Consider the following 20,118-nt stretch of genomic DNA (forward strand, 5'->3'; position numbering starts at 1 on the left):
TATTGTGCGGCGTGCTCAGGACCTGCGCTAAGACCGACCTGAACGCCTCTATGCCGAATGTTCCACCCCGCATCGCACCAAGTCATGTCCGCGTCCTACATCGATTGTTATTACAGCCGCACCCTCGACACGTCTGAAATATATCCGAGCGCAAATGGCAGGATCGAGGCCGATATATGCATCGTCGGTGGCGGACTGGCTGGTCTGACGGCCGCTCTGACCCTCGCCCGATACGGACGATCCGTCGTGCTTCTCGAGACGCGCCGCATTGCCTGGGGTGCATCGGGCCGGAACGGCGGGTTCGTCTCAGCGGGCTACGCCACTGGGCTCGCCCAGATCGAGCGACGCGTCGGAGCCGCCGGGGCAAAGGAACTTTATCGTCTCTCCATGGAGGGCGTTGAGATCATGCGCCGGAACATTGCTGATCTCGACATCAAGTCGGCGCATCCGGTCGCCGGCATCGCCAAGGCGCTCCGGTACGATTCACGCGGAGCCCTACGCGCATCGTCCGATAAGCTGAGGCGGGATTTCGGCCTGAACCTGCGCTACCTGTCTGGAGATGAGACCAGGGAGATGTTCGCCTCGCCGAAATACCGCGAGGCGGTTCTCGACGAGGGCGCTTTTCACTTCCACCCCCTGAATTACGGACGCGCCCTGGCGCGGGAGGCGGCTCGCCTTGGTGTGTCGATTTATGAAAACTCGTCCGTGATGTCCGCTCGCCTCGATCAGCCACGAAAAGTCTTGCGGACCGCGGACGCTGAAATCTCCGCGGCGCAGGTTTTGTTCACAACCGGAGGGTATACCGACGGCGTTCTTCCGGAGCTTCGAAGCGCGTATCTGCCGATCGCCACCTATGTGCTTCTCAGCGAGCACGCGCCGGAACTCGTCCAAAGCGCCATCCGCACGTCGGCGGCAGTGCTCGATGACCGCCGGGCAGGGGATTACTATCGCGCTGTCGATGGGGGAAGCCGCATCCTCTGGGGTGGACGCATCACCACCAGGACAACCGATCCGCGCGATATCGCGGCCATGCTCCGGCGCGAGATGGTGACGACATATCCGCAACTCGCGGACTTGAAGGTGGACGTGGCATGGTCTGGCCTCATGTCCTATGCACGCCATCTGATGCCACAAATCGGCCAGTTGAAGCCAGGTGTCTGGTTCTGCACGGCCTTCGGAGGACATGGCATGAACACCACTGCCATCGGTGGGACCGTCATTGCAGAGGGCATCGCCGGCGCGAGCGACCGGTACCGTCTTTTCGAACCCTTTGGCCTTGTCTGGAACGGCGGCATCTTCGGAAAAGCCGCCGCCCAATTGACTTACTGGACCTACCAGGCAACGGACGCCGCAAGAGAATACCGCTCCCGGTAGAGCGCCTTGGGCGATGCGTCCGGGGTTATTTTGCTCAGCCCCCCACGGTCCCGTGCAAGGTTTCGAAACGCCGGCTCTGGCACGAGCATGAGTCGCCTTGCGGCAGCGGGTCCACAATCCAGCAGACGCCTTTGGGAGTGACGCACGTTGCCCCTTGCTGAGTGTCGGCCCTGGTCTGCTCGTAAGCGCGGAGCCTGTGCTCGCGGAAGTAGGTGCGCTCGCCCGAGCGGAATTGAGCCTGCATCTCGTCCTGGTCGCGGGACGGCTCCTGTTCTGCCGCAAGGGCCATCGTCGGTATCGACAATCCCAGGACGACCGCGAGGCAGGCGGAGAAAGATGACGTCATGAAAGGCTCCCGTGGCGAATCTCAATGATCCTTATCCAGCCTGTCCTTGTATACTCCGCAAGGGAAGATGACGGCAAAAGGCCGGACAGCAGTGGGCCATCAAGGCCAGTTCTCCTCGCAGGGCCGGAGGGTTGTCACGCCGATAGCGCAGATTCCCAAGGCTTTATCGACGCGGGGGCAGGTTTTTGCAGGCCTAACGACCTACATCACAATCGCTTGAGTCCGGCCTTCGGGATCAATGCACGTTCTCGCCGTTGCCGGCGTCAGCCAGCGATACGCCAAGCTGTTCCTTGGCGGCTTTGAGTTCCTTGACCCTCTGGCGGAAATGGCGAGCGATGGCCTCTGATACCTGCGCGGTCGCCTCCACCGACGGGGTCTGGTCTTGCGAGGAATGGATCATCGCGATGGCGCTCATGACGCCATCGTAGATCTCCGGCTCGCTCAAGTGGAGCTTTCCATCCCGAACCGACGCTTCCAGGATCGCCCTGAAGCATTCCTCGCGGACCCGTCTGGCGTACTCCTCGTCGAAACCCGTCATATTAGGGACCCTCCCCACCGGCAGGTGAGGTTTTACTGACTAACCAAGCCGAATTTATCATGGAACCGTTTAGGGCTCAGAGCTATCCGGCAAGCTAAGGTAACCTGCGGATTCCTGCGGAATCATGGCTTTTGGTAAAGATTTTCCTTCTGCGGCCCATCGCTGTCGCGAACTCTCCCACACCAATGAATTATAGGAAACAACGTAGCGATTTCCAGCCATGCGCCCGGGTTAAGGAGAGGCTCTTCGGCTGATTGTTCAGTCAGGCAGGGAAGCGCTGATGAAACCCGTGGGCGGTCCTTGCCGCTCATCGAAGATCCCCGCAGTCAGAATGCCCTGAAAAACGGCTCCGGTGTCGAGGTTTGTGCGGAAAGGGCGTGTCTCGGGGCCGCCTGTCAGAACCGGGGTATGCCCATGGACCACGTGCCTCCCGAAGTCCCAGTCCACATCGAGAAAGGGCTCCCGGATCCAGAGCTTGTCCTCGTCCGACTGCTCCTGGAGGCGCCGGCCGGGCCTGAGTCCCGCATGGACATAATAATGCGTCTCGTCCTCGAACGAGACCGGCAGGCTCCTGAGCCATTCTAGGACGTGGGCCGGCAGGGAGGCCGGCTCGCGCACGCCGAAGGACACAAGCGTTGCGTCCCCTCCATTGCGCAGCCACCAATAGGTGACCGTTGGGTCGCTTACGGCTCTAAGCAGCATGCTCTCATGGTTGCCCATGAGGCACATGACCGTCTCAGGCCGTGCATCCTGAAGCGTCAGGACAGTTTCGATGACGGCTGCGCTGTCGGGGCCGCGGTCGATATAGTCCCCGAGAAAAACGAGCTTGTGGAGACGATCCCCCGCGTGATCGCGAATCCTGTCGAGCAGCAGCAGGAGAAGATCCTGCCGTCCATGAATGTCACCGATCGCGTAAGTCATCATCGGCGCAAATATAGGTCTCTCGGGGCCGATGCGCAGGGCAGAGCGCCTACAACACGCTGGTCTTTCGGGCTTATGTCACGATTTACGCGGCGCATGCCTTGAGGTCACTCTTCCGGGAGGGCCCGCGACCGATTGCTACATTATTCGATTGTTAATGTAGGGAAGCGTAGCATCCGCGATCATTTGTGGAGGAAAGAACATGCTTCGTTCACTCGTAGCAGCAACGCTCGCCATCGGCGCATCAATCGTCGCCATGCCGGCGGCGGTCGCGCAGGATCTTGTCCCTTGTGCGCAGGAGCACGGCTTTTGCCGTGTGCCGTATCCGACTCGCGTCATCTATGGCATCCCCGGCCGCAGCTCGGCCCGCGAGGTCGGAGGGCGTGGCATCCCTTGCAGCAACGAGGTCTTCGGCGATCCTGCTCCAGGTATTCCGAAGCGCTGCGCCTACATCGCCCGGGGATACGGCAGAGGCGGCGACGGCTGGCCGGGAGACGGACCGGGCAGGGGCTTCGGTGGTCCAGACAGAGGGTTTGATGGACCCGGCAGGAGATTCGACGGGCCGCGAGACGATTTCCGCGGCCGCGACAGAGGCGACGACATGATGGGTTGGCAAAGCTGCGCCCGAGAGCATGGCTTCTGCGACTTCCGTGGGGTCAGGAGGGTCCGGTACGGAGCCCGGGGCCGTTTCGTCGAGCGGGTGTCCCGTGACGGCACCCCGTGCGACAACCGGGCCTTCGGGGATCCGGCGCCCGGCGTGCCGAAGTCCTGCCAGGTTCTCAATTGATCGTAAGCCGCAATCGAACTGCTGCTTGAGTGCTTCTCCCTCTCAAGGGGAGAAGCCGAGCCTGATTGGAACGGGGCTCGTGCAGCCTATGCCGCCTCAATATCCTGCTGCTCAACGACGCGCTCAATCATCTCGGCTTCGCTCTTGATGCAGTACAGGGCAACCCCACCGGCTGTGGCCGGGAGAACCCGAAGAACTCTGTAGGAGCCGCGTGGGAGGTTGTGGGCAGTTGCTCTTACCCTGACAATCTGACCGACCTTGAATGCGTCACTGGTCATGGCACTCCTCCGAAGTCACCAAAGGACACAGCTACTATAGCAGCAGCGCGCCATTCTTAGGAGCGTAGGTGAGGACGCTCGCGCCGCGTTAATCCTTTCTTGCCAGGAACGGCGGCAGGCCTTGCGCTTTCCCTCTAGACGCCCGTTCAGGACGTCACGAAGGAGGGAAACATGTCGATCGTCAAGATGATTGAGCTGTCGTCCCAATCCTCCGAGAGTTGGGAGGATGCCACCCGGCAAGCAGTGGAGCGCGCTTCGCGCTCGCTGCGGAACATTCGCTCCGTCTGGGTCAAGGAGTTCGAGGCCGCGGTTGATGCCAACAGAGTCACTCAGTTCAGGGTCATCCTGAAGATTGCCTTCCAGCTCGACGACAGCGAGAGCGTGAGGAGCATGGGCAACGAGGAAATCCTGGGCGTCGAGTAAGAATGCGTGTGTGAGAAGCGTTGCACCTAGCTGCGCTGTGAGAGCATAGAGAAGTGATCAAGACGAAGGCTTGACTCCGTGCGGAGGTGTTCTCGCACTTCCCGCGGCAAAATCCCCTGATCCACCCTGGCAGACTCAGCCTCGTTCAAGGTGCTTGGGACGGGGCTTTTTCATGTTTATTTCTTTGCTTCTGATGACAAGGGCAAATCATCGGTAGCGAGACGGTCATGACTGAAGAGAAAGTGCTGACAGGATAATCCCTTCACCTCTGTTTCACGATGATAGGAACGATCATGTCACCCCAGTAGCCTTCGTCGGAATGAACCCGCTTCACCCTTTGTAACTCCACGGACAGGCCATTCTGAACGCAGTTCGCAACAGCTTCATTAACTCTGTGCAGTTCATTGGCCAGAATACGAATTGCAGATTCTTGCTCAGGGGACATTGAGGATGAGGCCTCCTCAATCCTGTTTTTCATTTGGGGCTTATCTGATGTGGTCATTGCTGTTGTGTCTCCCGCGTTAGTGGCCATGGTACAGCCACGAGGGACCGCCGGGCACCCACTATTTCGATGGAGCAGCGGTAAGCCTCGGTAATTCCTTGGTCATCCAAGCCACCATCTCATCCCGGGTCTTCAAATGGTCTGGCATCGGGATGAATGCATCGCCTGAGGCATAAACTTTGATCCGCAGGCTCGGATTAATGATCGGATCAACGTCCGCATGCTTTCGTCTCCTAAGTGGCGGTGGTCTATGGCTGATCCACATGAAGCGAAGCCCGATAGCTCCCGTAAGCCCTGCAAGGGACAGGAGAAGAACGAGTTCAAAGGATGAAGCCACTAGCCATGCTCCGTATCGAGAGGCGCGGCCCTAGGTGAACTTAGGAATGGGGCTTCAATTTGGTAGAGGGCGGCGGACTCTTAAAGCCAAGGTTTGCTTAAGGTTAAGACTTTCGGGCTAGGCTTGCGACTCAGAAGTGAAGGAGTCCCGTGATGCGTACCCTTAAACTCTCGTTCGCCCTGCTTGTGTCGGCCACTGTCCTTGGCCCTGTCTTTGCACTGTCAGCTTACGCAACTACAATCCTGGCCTCGGCCTTCGTATCCCAATAACGTGTCGTCGAAGGACCGCAAAAGCACTCTCACACGTGCTCAAACGATACACCCTCTCAGTTGCTGCGATTGGCTTCCGAGAGGGGGCCCTAAGGCAGGGCAGCCCGGAGGCTGGTACTGCACCCATCTAAGCTGCCGTGACGTGTGAGCGGCGCTCCGAGCCTTACCATCCACAGGGGCGCGCCCATGGCCTCTGACCTCAGCTATCGCTGCACGTTGGTCAGCCATGTGTGAGATAGGCCAGCCTTCCTTTCAATGGAGGTAATCCTTTGAAGAATATTGTTGGCGACTCAGAGTAGGATCATAGTCAGTTCTGTTAGCCATGAGGGGCAGGACCATGGACTGGCTTATGATCCTCGTATTGAGCGTCGGCTTCTTCCTCGCCTCGTTTGTGTTGTTTCTCGGTGTCGTTGATTTCGTCAATTCCACCGAAGCTGTGAACAGCAATTGGTTCACTCCGGGTCGTTCGTCGGGTCGAGGGAAAAACAGACCGAGAGGCCAAGTTTTTTGACGCAGTAAGAGCCCGGGTGACAGAGGATCCTCGCGACGCGGAGTTTCCTCCTATGATGCTTTCCGCTACGTAATGTTCATGAGAAACTCGCTAAAAGCAGTCCCTCTTGGCTTGGCAGGGATCTTGGTTGCATCGTTCTGCATGGCGCAGGAACGGCAGCAAAGACCGTTCTACTTCCCAGACGAGGCACGAAAAAAGGCGCAGGAGCAGGAAGACCAACGGAACCTCCGCCTCGAATCAATCAATCGGCGAGCCCAGCGCAGCATCTGCGAAGATAGTTGCATCGTGAACGGCAGGCGGATGCGCACACAGCCTGCTGATCCGTTCGCTCAGCTTCCCAACTGGGAGATTGAACCTAGGATGGAACTCTCGACAAGCCATGAGTAGTCAGCCTGCTTCGGCGGGACCGAAGCGCACGTGCGCCGCAAGACCAAGCACGAGGTTCTGACGACCGCGTCATGATGGTCGACATTTTGCCCAGCCGCTATTTCAAGGAGATCATGGCCGAGCGATTGGGGCTCCTGCGTTGAGGCCTCCGATGCGATCAAGCAAAGTACCAGAGAAGGCCTATAAGCAACGGCCAGCCTATCATGTGCTTGAGGATCCTATTGGACACTTCAGTCGTGAACTCGAACCCATACTTTTCCTCGAACATTGGCGCTCCACGAAATTATCTCCAGGTTGATCCCGGAGGATGGTTGATGGCACACCTATAGATCTTCCAGACGAGCCGAAAAACAGACCTCGGTCTGAGACCTAGGGCCTCACTTAACAGGTGAGCATGGACCTCTTGCGTCGCTTCCTGATCCTGTCGTTCAGAGAGCATCGAACGCAATGCCTCCCGTCATCAGCTCATATCTAAGGGGAAGTGACCTTGCGTTCTCTCTGGAGGCCGCGGTACGCTGTCACTGGTTGTTACAGCCAAATCGCCGCTTCACGTTGTGGCGAGGTTGCCGGGAGCCCAAACGATGGACCGGAGCAAAGCTACTGACGGGAGCCTGACGAACGCGCTGCTCAAGACGGTCGTATCCGAAGCTTCTCGTTATCGAAACGGCATCGGTCAACGTCCTCAACGACCTGAACATACGTACTCGGACGCCGTGGCTACTTTTGCTGCACCCACTCCTGAGATCGGCACGCCGGCTGAGGACGTGATCCATGAACTCGTCCAACGGGCTTCCCCTGGTCTCCACGCCACCACAGGACCACGCTTCTTTGGATGGGTTATTGGGGCCTCGCATCCGGTTGGCGTTGCTGCGGATTGGCTCACCTCCGTCTGGGGGCAAAATGCCGGTAACCACACGGCTTCTCCCGCGTCGGCAGCCGCTGAAACCGTCTCTGCTCAGTGGCTGCTCGATCTGTTGGATCTTCCGCGGGAAGCCTCCATTGGCTTTGTGACAGGAGCCACAGTGGCGAACTTCGTCTGCCTGGCCGCGGCCCGCGGTGAGGTTCTGCGCCGAGTAGGCTGGGATGTGGAGCGCAGTGGCCTTTTTGGAGCACCTTCCATTCACGTGCTCATCGGAGACGAGGCCCATACGACCGTATTCTCCGCGTTGCAGTTTCTGGGTCTCGGTCATGACCGGGTCATCCGAATTGAAACAGATAACCAGGGACGCATGCGCCCAGATGCCTTCGCCCAGGCTTTCTCTCGATGCCAACAGCCAACGATTGTGATCACACAGGCTGGCCAGATCAACACCGGGGCGTTCGATGATCACTCCAGCATCGTTTCGAAAGCCCGCGCGCATGGAGCCTGGGTGCATGTTGATGGCGCATTCGGTCTGTGGGCGCGGGCCTGTCCAGGCCGCGCTCACCTTGGTGTCGGAATAGAGGCAGCAGATTCCTGGGCTACAGATGGGCATAAGTGGCTCCAGACGCCTTATGATTGCGGCTACGCCATTGTTCGGGATGCCGAAGCTCACAGACGAGCTATGACCAGTGCCGCCAGTTATCTACCGGGTATTAGCGAGGGCGAGCGTGACCCATCTCATTACGTCCCAGAGCTATCCCGTCGAGCACGGGGGTTTGCCACTTGGGCCATGCTCCGTCATCTCGGGCGCGAAGGGATCGCCAGCATGGTCGAGGAGCACTGTCTGCTGGCGCAACGTCTTTCTCAGCGCTTGGCAGGGGAGTCCGGAGTTCGCATCGTCAATGACGTGGTGCTCAACCAAGTGATTGTCCGCTTCGGATCGAACGAGCCTTTGACTGAAGGAGATAGCCTGACCCTTCGAACGATCCGACGGATCCAGGATGACGCTACCCTTTTTGCCGGTGGGGCGAAGTGGAAGGGCGAATGGGTAATGCGACTGTCGGTGATCTCAGGCACGACCACGGTAGCGGACGTTGATCGCTCCGCTGAGGCGATCTTGAGCGCGTGGCGGGATATTCGCTTCTCTCGATAGGTGAAGCCGACCAAGATCTTTAGTCCAGGGAGTGCCCAGTCCTGACGTTCCCTGTTGATGCTTCCTGCGCGGCTGCTGCTCCGAATTAACGGGCCGCTTACTCCCTTGGCCGATAGTGCCGGCCTACGTACGGCAAAGGAGAAGCCATGAGTGACGTCGCTGGAATTCCGGGTAGTCGGATCCGCTCGTTCGTGGAGCGCATCGAGCAGATCGAGAACGAGATCAAGGACCTGAACGAGGCCAAGAAGGAAGTCTTCTCCGAGGCCAAGGGCGAGGGCTTTGATGTGAAGGTCCTTAAGGAGATCATCAAACTGCGCAAGCAGGATCAGGACGAGCGCGACGAGCACGATACCCTCCTCGACGTCTACATGCGGGCTATGGACGAAGCCGGCCCTGCACCTGTTGCCGAGGCAGCCTGACAACGTCCTAGAGCTCTGAAGGTGAAAAGGCCGCCTACAATGAGGCGGCCTTTTTATTTTCCCTCGCAACGCGCAGCCGTCTGGCCGATCGTCAGGTCATTAGGCTGGCTAGTTGCCGGCCGTTATGATTTCTTCCGCGGGGAGGTGCGCCTGCCACCCTTCCGGCTGGCGCCGGAGCCGCTGTCCTCGCCCGATGATCCGCCGAGTGCGCTCGTCATGACCTGGCCGGCGGCACCGATGGCAGCCGCGGCGACCTCCAGCGGAGCAGCGACGATCTCAGCGCCGAGGCTTCCTGCGGCCGACACGGCGTCCCTGCCTTGCTGCGTTCCGCTGCCCCGTCCCTGCTCGCTGCCCTGTGGCCTCTCAAGTACGTTCGCGACTGCCCTGAGGGCTTCCGCCATCACGGCGCGTGCCTGCGGCGAGGTGAGCGTTGTCTCAAGGCTCGAGAGCCATGCCATCGGGTTCAACATGCTGCCCTGCGAGCGGGATGCGGAGCGGGCCCGCGTCGTAGAAGGCGATCTTGACGCGCCGGAGGTTGAGCGTGCTGCTGTGCGCGATCCTGCGGAGGAGCGGGACTTCGCGGAAACAGCCTGGGACTTCGTTGCGGATCGGGATCCCGCCATTGCCTTGGGCTGCGCACGCTTGGAAGCGGAGGTCCCTTTCTTGGCGGCAGATCGGGAGGCGGGCTTTGACGCGGAGCTCTCCGAGGCCTTCCGCCCCTTGCTGGGTTGCGAAGTACCGTCTTTCTTGTTCGTAGCCATGTCAGTTCCTCTTTTATTGAGGCCAAAAGCTGGCCGTGCCGAGGAGCAATCATCCTCAACCATGACAATGACAGCGTGGCCTTTCGGTTCGCAGCACGAGGAGACGGAAACGAGGATTTCGCCGTCAAACCTCTCAAGCACGGTTGTAAGTGGCAGCGAAAGGTCCACCTTGGGTCAAACTGTGCCCCTAAACATGGCCGTGCAAAGGTCGGCTTACCCATACAATTGTGGGCGCTCGGCCTACTTCGGCTCGGTGCCGATTTCGTCGGCTAGAGGAGGGAGACATAAGCGGATAGCTGCCCTGGCACGAAAGACCTCCTCAGCCCTGGCCTAACAATAGTTTGAAAGGCAGGCTCTCCTGCGACTTCACCGAGGCAGCACGTGGGACATGAGCAAGGACAGATCAACTCTACCCGCGCCAGAACTGGGGAAAGAACAAGATCAGCACCGTGAACAACTCCAGCCGCCCCAGCAGCATGCCAAAGCACAGGAGCCACTTGGAGGCGTCCGGGAGCATGGCGAAGTTGCCGGCTGGGCCGATGATCGGACCAAGGCCCGGACCGATATTCGACAGCGCTGACACGGCGGCACTGGCGCTGGTCAGGAAGTCGAGATCGAACGCCATCATAGCGACCGTGAGCGCGCTATAGCAGATGAAATAGAGTGAGAAAAACACCACCACTGACCCGATCACGTCGTCCGGCAGCAGCCGGCCTGCGTAGACCCGGGGAAACACCCCCCGCGGGTAGAGCAGACGCAGGAACTGGCTCTGGAGCATGCGGATCATCACCTGAAAGCGGAAGATCTTCATCCCGCCCGAGGTGGATCCGGTGCAGCCGCCCACGAACATGAGACCGAAGAACAGCCCGATCATGAGGTTGCCCCACAGCGTGTAGTCCGCAGTGGCATAGCCGGTCGTCGTCACCACCGACACCACATTGAAGGCGGCCAACCGCAGCGCGTCTGCAGCACTGTGCTTGCCTGCAAGAGTCAGCCATGCCGCGACGACGACGATCACAACCGCGAGCAGGCCGACCAGAAACCAGACCTGGCTGTCGCGTAGGGCATCCCGCTGTCCCTGGAACAGGCGCAGGTAAAGCACGAACGGCACGGCGCCCGAGAGCATGAAGAAGGTCGCAATCCAATGCAGGGAGGCGCTGTCCCAGCGCGCCATCGAGATGTCGGAGGTCGAGAACCCGGCCGTCGAGACCGTCGTCAGCGCATGGGCAACGGCCTCGAATGGCGTCATCGCCACCAGCCAGTAGGCAAGCCCGCAAGCCACCGTGAGGGCCACATAGATCAGGACGATCCCGGTCGCGATCTCCCGTACGCGCGGCATGACCTTCTCGGAGCGATCGGAGGACTCCGTCCGGAACAGCTGCATGCCGCCGACGCCGAGGGTTGGCAGGATCGAAATCGCGACGCCGATGATGCCGATGCCGCCGAGCCATTGCAGGAGCGCCCGCCACAGAAGAATCCCCTGTGGGGCGTCGTCGAGGCCAACGATCACGGTTGCGCCAGTCGTCGTCAGGCCGGAGACGGACTCGAAGAACGCGTTGGTGAAGTGGTCCCTCAGCTGGGAATAGTCGGAGATGTAGAGGGGAATGGCGCCGAACAGAGCGATGGTCGTCCATGCAACCGGCGTGAGAAGAAAGGCTTGGCGCAGGGTCAGCCCGCCAGACAGCCGGCAACGGGTCACATGGGTCAGGGCCGCGCCGCAGGCGAAGGTGATGCCGCTCCCGATCAGAAAGGCTCTCCAGTCCGGATCGCCCGTGAGGGTGTCGACGCCTGCAGGCAGGAGCATGGCTGCCGCGAGGGCGAGGAGCATGCGCCCCGTCAGGTGGAAGACCGGACGGATGTATGGCGGGGCCCACGCGCCTGAAAACAATTTCTCACGCATCGTTCGGCCTAATCCCCTGTGTCGTGCGTCGGGCCGGCCAGAATCGCCTCGGCCTTGCGCAATGCCCGGTAGGCCACCACGGCGATAATGTTGTCGCCGGGATGCACCCGCGTCGAGCTGGTCGGAATGATCACTTCCCCGTTGCGAACGATGGCTCCGATCAGCATGCCGTCCGGCATTCCGGCATCCCGCAGCGTACCCCTGACCAGTCGCGAGCCCTCCTGGGCGGTCGCCTGAATCACCTCGCCGAAGTCTTCTCGGAGCGTATAGAGGGCGGAGATCGAGCGGTGGCGCACATGGCGCAGGATCGTCGATATGGTGATGGCGCTCGGGCTTACGACCGCATCGATGCCGAGGGCCGGCAGCACATGCTCATAGGAGGTCTTGTTCACCAGGGTGATGGCTCGGGTGCAGCCCTCGCGCTTGGCCAGAACCGAAGCGAAGATATTCGTCTCGTCGTCGTTTGTCACGGCGATGATCGTCTCGGCGCTCTGGACATTGGCCTCAATGAGCACCTCCTTGTCGAGCGCATCGCCCTGGATCACCACGGCGGCTTCCCTGAGCTCGCGGGAAATGTACTCGGCCCGCTCCCGCGAATGCTCGACGACTTTAAGCGAGACATACGGGGCATGACGGGCGATCCTGCTCGCCAAGTTGAGGCCGACATTGCCGCCGCCCACGATCACGATACGGCGGGCGACTTGCTCCTCATGGCCCAGAAACGCCATGACCCGATCCACGCGATCCGTCTCCGTGATGACATAGACATCGTCGCCCTGCTGCACCTGATCCTCGGCCCTCGGCACGAATGCATGACCGTTCCGCACGATGACGCCGACGACGATGCCGGAGCCGCCCGACGTGGAGAGCTCCTTCATCCGCCGTCCGACCAGAGAGCATGCGCCTGTGTTGCAGTGGACCCCGAGGAGGTGAACCCGGCCATCGGCGAGCGCTACGGTGTCGAAGGCGCCAGGCGTTCTGAGACGCCGGACAATGCCGTTGGCGACCTCGACCTCGGGTGAGATGATCACGTCGATGGGCAACTGGTCGGAAGCGTAGAGACCCTGCCAGATCGGCTCCAGATAGCCATGATGACGGACACGGGCGATACGCCGGCGCACATTGAAGAGTGAATAGGCCACCTGGCAGGCCACCATGTTGACCTCATCGGAGCGGGTGACCGCGATCAGCATGTCGGCATCGCGCGCACCGGCCCGTTCGAGGACCTCGGGATGGGAGGCGTGGCCGACCATCCCGCGGACATCGTAGCTCTCGTCCGCCCGCCGGGCCTGCTCCGGCGAGAGGTCCACCACCGTCACATCAATTCCTTCGGTGGCAAGATGGCGGGCGATGGTCGAGCCCACCTGGCCGGCACCGCAGACGATCACTCTCATGGCGCCCTCAATCATCCGAATAGGCTTTGCTCCAAAGCCATATAGAGCAGCTTTTCGCATAGATGGCTCAGATATGGTGAAGCCATCTGTGGACGGAACTATCCTGTCGATGGAGTTGCTCCTCGCGCGCCTTGGCTTGTGGCTCTGCCGAGACCCTAAGGCCTCGCATACAACCGGTAGTGGGGGCGAGGGTGCCCTTGATATGTTCCGGTGAGCGATCCACAGAGACGGGTAGGAGGCGTCAATGGGCTAACCGACATGGCCTGTTTGCGAAACTTTACTGTTCAATTCGCGACCACTGCTCGTTAGCCTACGGCACCGCAAGGAGGGTCCAATGACGTCGAAGCCGTGCATTGTTTTGGGAGCGCCAGTTCAGGTGGGCGCCGGCCGGCCTGGCTGCGACATGGGCCCGAGTGCCTTTCGTACCGCTGGTTTGCTGACCGAACTCCGCAATCTCGGCTACTCGGTTGAGGACCGGGGGAACATCATACCCAATTCACTCCGTGATCTGCGCCATCCGAACTCTATGATCAAGGCCCTTCCGGAAATCGTGGCTTGGACCGAAGCGATCGCGGAAGCGGCTTATCAGGCGAGCGGTGAAGGCATGCCAATTTTCATTGGCGGCGATCATAGCCTTTCGGCCGGTTCAATGACGGGCCTCGCCCGCCGCGCCGCAGAGGAAGGCCGCGAACTCTTCGTCCTGTGGCTCGATTCGCACCCGGACTTTCACACGCTTGAGACGACAACGAGCGGCAACCTGCACGGCGTGCCGATGGCGTATGCGACGGGCCTTGAAGGTTTCGAGGGCTACTTCCCTGCACTCGCGGCTCCCATCAAGCCACAGAACGTGTGCATGATGGGAATCCGCAGCGTCGATCCGGAAGAGCGCGCTGCGTTGAGGACCGCGGGCGTGACGATCCACGATATGCGAGCCATCGACGAGAACGGCATTGTTGCGCTGCTCGATCCGTTTTTGAAGCGTGTTGCGGCAGCGGACGGCGTCATCCATGTCAGCTTGGATGTGGATTTCCTTGACCCTGGCATCGCTCCCGGCGTCGGCACCACCGTTCCTGGCGGCGCGACCTTCCGCGAAGCGCATCTCATCATGGAAATCCTGCACGATAGCGGCCTCGTGGGGAGCCTCGACTTGGTTGAGCTCAATCCTTTCCTCGACGAGCGCGGCCGCACGGCCCTGCTCATGGTCGATCTCGTGGCAAGCCTGGTGGGGCGGCGCGTCCTCGATCGACCAACCCAGAGTTACCGTTACACCCCCACGATTGGTTGAGCATTGGACGGCCTCTGGTTGAGTATCTGTTCAAGATGAGCAGCCTCGAACAGAGAAGCCAAAGCCCAGAGTGGTACATAGTAGCAGTAGTGCTTCCGGCCAAGATAGAAACCATTATGAACAGAATGGTAACCTGAAACCGCTATCAGAAATATTTAGGAAAAAATTCAATAAAGATTTCTTCTTTACCAAAATCGATAGCCACTAGGTAGGATTTTTATTGGGGCGGTAACTCGAACGTAAGCGCTTTTGTTGTAACTCGCGGATGCCCGAGTCGCGGGGAATCAATGGAACGCAAATGTCCAGCTTCACGATCTACGATAATGCCCTTACCGGCATGGATAATGTTAATTTTGACGCCTTTGGACTCTCGTATTCAGGCGAGAGTCTCGCGATCATCGATAATTCGATACCAGGTCAGGTTACGTATTCAGTATTCGGTAACAAATCGGTCGACACGTTCGTAGTTGACTATAGCACTATCAGCGGTGGATTCGTCATCGACGATATCGTCGCGACGTATGGCGGAATTCTCTCGTTTGAAGCTCACAACGTAGGTGCCTTCGTCACTGCTACCCAGATTGCTAACAACGATCTTTTTTCGAGTATCCCGCTTGATGGATTCAACACGTTCAACGGCAACTCCTATAACGATGTCATCAACGCCGGAGCCGGAAATGACGCTGTATATGGCAATGACGGCAACGACTCGATCTTTGGCGGGGAAGGCGACGATTACCTCGACGGCGGCGCGGGCATCGACGTTCTCTACGGCGGCTGGGGCAACGACACGTTCGTGTTCGACGATCCCTCCGATCAATTCTCGGACGATGGCGGCGTCGACACGCTTATCGTGACCTACAATAATGCGGAGCTGCCGGACGGACCGAACTGGATCGAGAACCTGCTGTTCGCCGGTGAAGGCAATTTCACGGGCCGTGGCAACGCACTTGGCAACATGATCCTGGGCGGCGCGGGCCGGGACGTCATCTATGGCAATGGTGGCGATGATTTGCTTGTTGGCGAAGGGGGCAATGATGTCCTGATTGGCGGCAAAGGCAAGGATACTTTTGTGTTTGACGCGGCTCTCGGGACGGCTAAAACCGACCGCAAGGTAAACTTCGACACCATCAAGGACTTCAAGGTTACTGATGATACGATCTGGCTTGAGACCGCCGTGTTCCGGAAGCTCACCAAGAGCGGTACGTTAAGCAAGTCGTACTTCACCATTGGCGCTGCCGCCAAGGACAAGAACGACTACATTGTCTACGACAGCAAGAAGGGCATTCTCTACTATGATGCTGACGGATCCGGGCGCGGTCAGGCCATTGAGTTCGCTCAGCTGTCCAAGAACCTTAAAATGACCAACAAGGACTTTTACGTCCTGTGAAAATGGACGCGGTTCGCTCTGGACGAGCGTTGCTGCCCTTCGTCGAAGCTTGAACCCTGGGGGAATCCTCAGGGTTCATTGTGCCGATGGAGTGATGGTTCACTCTCGCGCACTCAGACGATCCTATTCGATCAAAGGCGACGCAAAAGAAAAGCCTCCTCACCTGCCGTTACCGGCAACTGAGGAGGCCTCCTGGTCGTGAAGACTGAGCGCAGCCTTCGGCGCTTCAACGCACCACAGGACAGGGCGTTTCAGCTGGGCTGGAGAAAATCTGTGGCTTGGCGCCACTGAAGATGGCGGTGGTGTCGCGGGAGCAAATCATGCCCGGCATGGCATGCGGTGTGGAAGAGGGCTGCTGGGCCTGTCCTTCGGTCCTCTAGGCTCCCCGACTCTCGAGATAGGCTCTGGCTGACTTGATCGTGGCATCGCACTGCGGTGAGGAACTGCTGAGGACGGTTTCTGGAGCCGCGTTGCCAGACCAGACGTCCATTGTGGTGGTCAGGACCCATGTGGGATCGGCCATCGCCCGGTCGGCAAGCCTGGGCAGGGAGGCTTCGGCGCAGGCTCTCACATCGGCAATGATAGCTTGCGGCGCCCGGGCATCGGCGAGCCGCTTGCTGATCTCGCCTTGGAGCGGGTCAACGATCAGCAGGTTGACGAAGAAAGCCAGAATGTCGTGGATCATGCCCACCTCCGCTGCCGGCAGCCAGATCAAAGAAGATCCGACATCACGTAAGTGCCAGCTTGCCTTACATCAGAGGGGCCCGGATCAAGGGTCTGCCTTGGGTTAAGCATTGACAGTGAAGGTTCAAGGCCTCGGCCGCTCAAGGGAGCGGTGGTGTCGCGAGTAAGTCATGGCTGGCATGCCCGAACAAGCGGAGGGTGACTGCGTCAGGTCGGCATTGCCAGCCTAGGAACCGCTTTCGGCTGCCCATATCGCCTTCAGCCGGCACTCCGTCGGAATGAAAGTGACGCTGGAATGGCTAAGCTCGCGCTGTATGTGCCCCTGGAAGCCAAGGCGGGCCGGGAGGAGGAGGCGGCCGAGTTTCTTCGTTCTGCCTTGCCTCTCGTCGAGGATGAGCCCGGGACGACAACCTGGTACGCAGTGCGGTTTGATCACAATACATTTGCAATCTTTGATGCGTTTCCGGATGAGGCTGCGCGAGATGCTCATCTGGCTGGCAAGGTCGCAGTCGCTTTAATCCAGCGGGCTCCTGATCTCTTTGTTGATCCTCCAGAGATCCAGAGGCTGGAGATCCTCGCCTACAAACCCCACCGAGCAGCTTAGGCCTCCCGCTGTAGCTAGAACCCCCTAAGCCGAAGGATTCAGGGGACGACTGCTGACCTTGGAGACGGCGATGTCGCGGGAGTAGATCATGGGGAGAATGATTGAAGAGAGGTGAGGGTAGGGAGCATTACCGGCTCCCGCCGTTGGCCTGTTCCTGTGCACTCTGGGTAAACGGGACCGAGGACCTGCTAATTAAGGTCTGCCCATGCCTCCAAGCAGCTATTCGAGTAAGGCCCACCCTCGTGCCAAGAGCCGCCATTCCCATCGCCCAATTCCCTTGGCAAGGGAATGGCTGGCGGGTCCTTGGATGCTGGCGTCGCCAACCTGGAGTCTTGCGTGACGACAGAGGCCGCGTCGTCGACCTTCCAGGGATCGCCACCCGCGCAATCGCTCAGACTTCAAGAACGGGCCTGTTGTTTGCGCTGCACGCACCGGCAGCGCCCGGACCGAGGCTGGCGCCGTTGCTATGCCGGCAGGACGACCACCTTCGTCTTGACCGGCGTTCGTGAGTACAGGTGCATCATATCCTGGGTGAGAAGGCCGACGCAGCCGCTTGTGATGCCCGTACCGATCGATTCGGCGTCGAGGCTGGCGTAGATCGTGTAGAGCGTGTAAGCGCCGTTCTGATAGAGATAAAGCGTGCGGGCGCCGAGCGGATTGTCGAGGCCACCGGGCATGCCGCCGGCGTATTTCGCCGCCTCGGGCTGGCGCCGGATCATCTCCTTGGGCGGGGTCCAGGTCGCCCATTCGCCCTTGCGCCCGACATAAGCGTCACCGCTCCACCGGAACCCGTCGCGGCCGACATTGGCGCCATAGCGGGTGGCGTTTCCGTCGTCCTCGATGCGGTAAACGTAGTAATTGCCGGGGTCGACGATAATCGTACCGGGCGCCTCTTTGGTGTCGTAGCGAACGGTCCTGCGATAATATTTCGGATCGACCTTGCTGACATCGACCGCCGGGATCGGGAACTTCTCATCCGGCACCGGCCCGTAGACCTTCGCTGCCTCGGCGAGGCTCATGCCATCGGATGTCACGCAGCCAGCTAGCCCTAGCGTGCCGACACCGACGGCCGATCCGACTAGAAACGACCGGCGGCTGAGAAGCCCCGCCCGACGCCCAAGCAAAGCCACATCGTCTGTCTCGCCAGCATCGGCATTCCCACCGTTCATGATCATGATTTGGCCATTTCCCTTGTCCTGTTGCCCGACGAGACAATGCTCCGGCATACACCCGCTGAACGTCTTGTTGTGCTGGAGATTGCCGTCACACGGCTTCATTGGCAAGCCGGGCCTTCGCTGCAGCTCGTCATATAAGCTCAAGCTGACAATCGTTTGCTAACTAACCAACGTTGGAGATGCGTAGCAGATGGTTCAATTGAGCTCCGCCCTAAGACTTTTGCTTTTGCTGCTATTTGTCGGACCAGGTGCTGGCAGGCTAGCCGGTGATTTCGGATAGGGCGGTGGTGTCGCGAGAATAGGTCATGCCGAGGGTATGGCATGAGGTTGGTGAAGGGAAGGTTGCACTCGGCAGGGCAGGGGCGCTACCTGCTCCCGCAGTTGGCTGGTTCCTGTGCACGCTGGGTAAACGGGAAGGAAGGCCCGCTGAATTAAGGTCTGCCCATGCCTCTAGAGCAGCTATTCAGGTAAGGTCCGCCTCGTGCCAGGTCCGGACCTTCGCGTCAGTTAGGCACAGCTCTCAGTTTTGACATGTATCCACGTGGCTGAGCCTGTGGAGGCGATCCGGGCTCATCTCCCTGAGTGAGTTGATTCCGAGCAGACCCATGTTGCGATCGATCTCCGTGGAAAGGATGCGGACCGCATGGCTGACGCCGGCCTCTCCTGCTATGGCGGCCGCATAAACGAACGGACGGCCAACGAAGACAAATGCCGCACCAAGGGCGATGGCCTTCAGCACGTCAGAGCCTCGCCGGACACCACCATCCATCATGATCGGGATGGTTCCCGCAAGCGCTTCCGCAATGCCCCGGAGGACGCGTAGGGGCGAGACTGCCCCGTCGAGTTGCCGACCGCCATGGTTCGAGACGACGATTCCATCGACGCCACTGTCCCGGGCGATGCAGGCATCCTCTTTGGCCATGATGCCCTTGACGACCAAGCGTCCCTTCCACCGTTCCCGGATCAGCTCCAGATGACGCCAGTTTAGGTGATCCTTCGCTCCGAAGTCCCGCATCACGCTCCTGGCCAGGATCGGAGCGCCGCGTGTCGCGTAGGAATTCTCGAAGTGGGGCATGCCGTGCATCAGCAGCGTCCGCAGGAACGTGTTCAACGTCCAGTTCGGTCGTATTATGCCGTCCCATGCCAGGCGCGGGCCGGGCCGAAGAGGTGTCGAGAAGCCACTCCGAACGTTGTTCTCGCGATTGGCTAGGACTGCCGTGTCCACAGTCAGCACGAGTGTCCCAAAGCCTGCCCGTTCCACCCGCTCCAGCAGCCCGAGGATCCGGTCCGGTTCACCTGGCAGATAGGCCTGGAACCAAGCCTCGGGGTTCGCCCCAGCAACGTCCTCCAAGCGGATGAGGGAAGACCCGCTCATCACCATCGGGATGTTCGCCTGCCCGGCCGCCCGCGCAAGGACCAGGTCGCCGCGGTAGGCGGAAAGGGCGCTGATCCCCATGGGAGCGATCCCGAAGGGAGCCGCGTATGTGCGGCCGAGCAGTTCGACCTTCTGCGTTCTCTTGGATACGTCAACGAGCACCCGCGGGACGAAGCCGAATTCCTCGAAGGCCGACCTGTTGTCGCGGAGAGACGCATTGGTCTCAGCGGCTCCCGAGACATACCCGAAGATCGGCCGCGGCAGGTGGCGGCGCGCTGCAGTCTCGAAGTCGTCGAGTGCGAGGATCCGGCGAAGACGCCTTGGAAGAGCGGCAGGAGGCGGTCGCACGATACCCTTGACAGGCGTGGATTCCAGGTCCGTTGAGGATCGCTCCATACCGTGCGGCGTGTCAGAATTTCCCATGGAAGTCTTCTCTCCAATCA

The 20,118-nt window shown here is 59.9% G+C and carries 19 protein-coding genes; 8 read left to right on the forward strand and 11 right to left on the reverse strand.

Going from position 1 to position 20,118, the window contains the following annotated elements; genetic code table 11:
• Nucleotides 1–84 precede the first annotated feature (84 nt).
• Nucleotides 85–1,374: an NAD(P)/FAD-dependent oxidoreductase gene (locus DRB19_RS03925; protein WP_114184730.1), complete on the forward strand. Its 1,290-nt coding sequence runs from the start codon at nucleotides 85–87 to the stop codon at nucleotides 1,372–1,374.
• 34 nt (nucleotides 1,375–1,408) lie between these two features.
• Here the strand turns inward: DRB19_RS03925 and DRB19_RS03930 are convergent, their stop codons facing one another.
• The 3 genes from DRB19_RS03930 to DRB19_RS03940 form a co-directional block, all read right to left on the reverse strand.
• Nucleotides 1,409–1,720: a hypothetical protein gene (locus DRB19_RS03930; RefSeq protein WP_114184731.1), complete on the reverse strand. Its 312-nt coding sequence runs from the start codon at nucleotides 1,718–1,720 to the stop codon at nucleotides 1,409–1,411.
• 235 nt (nucleotides 1,721–1,955) lie between these two features.
• Entirely contained in the window at nucleotides 1,956–2,258 is a 303-nt protein-coding gene (locus DRB19_RS03935) for a hypothetical protein (RefSeq protein ID WP_114184732.1), read from the reverse strand.
• 258 nt (nucleotides 2,259–2,516) lie between these two features.
• Nucleotides 2,517–3,179: a metallophosphoesterase family protein gene (locus DRB19_RS03940; RefSeq protein ID WP_420870158.1), complete on the reverse strand. Its 663-nt coding sequence runs from the start codon at nucleotides 3,177–3,179 to the stop codon at nucleotides 2,517–2,519.
• Nucleotides 3,180–3,381: 202 nt separating this feature from the next.
• On the opposite strand from DRB19_RS03940, the gene DRB19_RS03945 reads away from it, so the two are divergent.
• The gene (locus tag DRB19_RS03945; RefSeq protein WP_114184734.1) at nucleotides 3,382–3,966 is read left to right on the forward strand and encodes a hypothetical protein; all 585 of its coding nucleotides are present in this window, start codon (nucleotides 3,382–3,384) and stop codon (nucleotides 3,964–3,966) included.
• Nucleotides 3,967–4,052: 86 nt separating this feature from the next.
• Here the strand turns inward: DRB19_RS03945 and DRB19_RS03950 are convergent, their stop codons facing one another.
• Nucleotides 4,053–4,244, reverse strand: coding sequence for a hypothetical protein (locus DRB19_RS03950; RefSeq protein ID WP_114184735.1), 192 nt, complete (start codon nucleotides 4,242–4,244; stop codon nucleotides 4,053–4,055).
• A gap of 171 nt (nucleotides 4,245–4,415) precedes the next feature.
• Between DRB19_RS03950 and DRB19_RS03955 the strand changes: the two genes are divergently transcribed.
• Nucleotides 4,416–4,667, forward strand: a complete 252-nt coding sequence (locus DRB19_RS03955; protein ID WP_114184736.1) for a dodecin family protein — start codon at nucleotides 4,416–4,418, stop codon at nucleotides 4,665–4,667.
• A 262-nt stretch (nucleotides 4,668–4,929) separates the two neighbouring features.
• Here DRB19_RS03955 and DRB19_RS03960 read toward each other — a convergent pair whose 3' ends face one another.
• Entirely contained in the window at nucleotides 4,930–5,169 is a 240-nt protein-coding gene (locus DRB19_RS03960) for an SMc00767 family acetate metabolism repressor (RefSeq protein ID WP_114184737.1), read from the reverse strand.
• A gap of 2,085 nt (nucleotides 5,170–7,254) precedes the next feature.
• On the opposite strand from DRB19_RS03960, the gene DRB19_RS03970 reads away from it, so the two are divergent.
• Both DRB19_RS03970 and DRB19_RS03975 read left to right on the forward strand, forming a co-directional pair.
• A complete protein-coding gene (locus DRB19_RS03970) occupies nucleotides 7,255–8,688 on the forward strand; it encodes a pyridoxal phosphate-dependent decarboxylase family protein (RefSeq protein ID WP_114184739.1) in 1,434 nt (477 codons plus the stop codon).
• A gap of 146 nt (nucleotides 8,689–8,834) precedes the next feature.
• Nucleotides 8,835–9,107, forward strand: a complete 273-nt coding sequence (locus DRB19_RS03975; RefSeq protein ID WP_114184740.1) for a DUF2312 domain-containing protein — start codon at nucleotides 8,835–8,837, stop codon at nucleotides 9,105–9,107.
• Nucleotides 9,108–9,229: 122 nt separating this feature from the next.
• Here the strand turns inward: DRB19_RS03975 and DRB19_RS03980 are convergent, their stop codons facing one another.
• The 3 genes from DRB19_RS03980 to trkA form a co-directional block, all read right to left on the reverse strand.
• Nucleotides 9,230–9,577, reverse strand: a complete 348-nt coding sequence (locus tag DRB19_RS03980) for a hypothetical protein (RefSeq protein WP_114184741.1) — start codon at nucleotides 9,575–9,577, stop codon at nucleotides 9,230–9,232.
• 700 nt (nucleotides 9,578–10,277) lie between these two features.
• Nucleotides 10,278–11,768, reverse strand: coding sequence for a TrkH family potassium uptake protein (locus tag DRB19_RS03990; protein ID WP_114184743.1), 1,491 nt, complete (start codon nucleotides 11,766–11,768; stop codon nucleotides 10,278–10,280).
• Nucleotides 11,769–11,776: 8 nt separating this feature from the next.
• The gene (trkA, locus tag DRB19_RS03995) at nucleotides 11,777–13,162 is read right to left on the reverse strand and encodes a Trk system potassium transporter TrkA (protein ID WP_114184790.1); all 1,386 of its coding nucleotides are present in this window, start codon (nucleotides 13,160–13,162) and stop codon (nucleotides 11,777–11,779) included.
• 334 nt (nucleotides 13,163–13,496) lie between these two features.
• Here trkA and rocF point away from each other — a divergent pair, with 334 nt between their 5' ends.
• Nucleotides 13,497–14,447: an arginase gene (gene rocF / locus DRB19_RS04000; RefSeq protein ID WP_114184744.1), complete on the forward strand. Its 951-nt coding sequence runs from the start codon at nucleotides 13,497–13,499 to the stop codon at nucleotides 14,445–14,447.
• A gap of 298 nt (nucleotides 14,448–14,745) precedes the next feature.
• On the forward strand, nucleotides 14,746–15,837 hold the full coding sequence (locus DRB19_RS04005; protein ID WP_162815577.1) for a calcium-binding protein: 1,092 nt from the start codon (nucleotides 14,746–14,748) through the stop codon (nucleotides 15,835–15,837).
• 376 nt (nucleotides 15,838–16,213) lie between these two features.
• On the opposite strand, the gene DRB19_RS04010 is transcribed toward DRB19_RS04005, so the two are convergent.
• A complete protein-coding gene (locus tag DRB19_RS04010; protein WP_147021735.1) occupies nucleotides 16,214–16,522 on the reverse strand; it encodes a hypothetical protein in 309 nt (102 codons plus the stop codon).
• Between the two features lie 294 nt (nucleotides 16,523–16,816).
• Between DRB19_RS04010 and DRB19_RS04015 the strand changes: the two genes are divergently transcribed.
• Nucleotides 16,817–17,125 (forward strand): putative quinol monooxygenase, encoded by a 309-nt coding sequence (locus DRB19_RS04015; RefSeq protein ID WP_114184747.1) that lies wholly within the window; start codon nucleotides 16,817–16,819, stop codon nucleotides 17,123–17,125.
• 464 nt (nucleotides 17,126–17,589) lie between these two features.
• Here the strand turns inward: DRB19_RS04015 and DRB19_RS04020 are convergent, their stop codons facing one another.
• Complete coding sequence (locus tag DRB19_RS04020) at nucleotides 17,590–18,300, reverse strand: L,D-transpeptidase (protein WP_114184791.1); 711 nt, start codon at nucleotides 18,298–18,300, stop codon at nucleotides 17,590–17,592.
• Nucleotides 18,301–18,820: 520 nt separating this feature from the next.
• The gene (locus DRB19_RS04025) at nucleotides 18,821–20,098 is read right to left on the reverse strand and encodes an alpha-hydroxy acid oxidase (RefSeq protein ID WP_114184748.1); all 1,278 of its coding nucleotides are present in this window, start codon (nucleotides 20,096–20,098) and stop codon (nucleotides 18,821–18,823) included.
• Between the last annotated feature and the right edge of the window lie 20 nt (nucleotides 20,099–20,118).

The sequence above is a fragment of the Microvirga aerophila genome, from assembly GCF_003332305.1.
Lineage (GTDB): Bacteria > Pseudomonadota > Alphaproteobacteria > Rhizobiales > Beijerinckiaceae > Microvirga > Microvirga aerophila.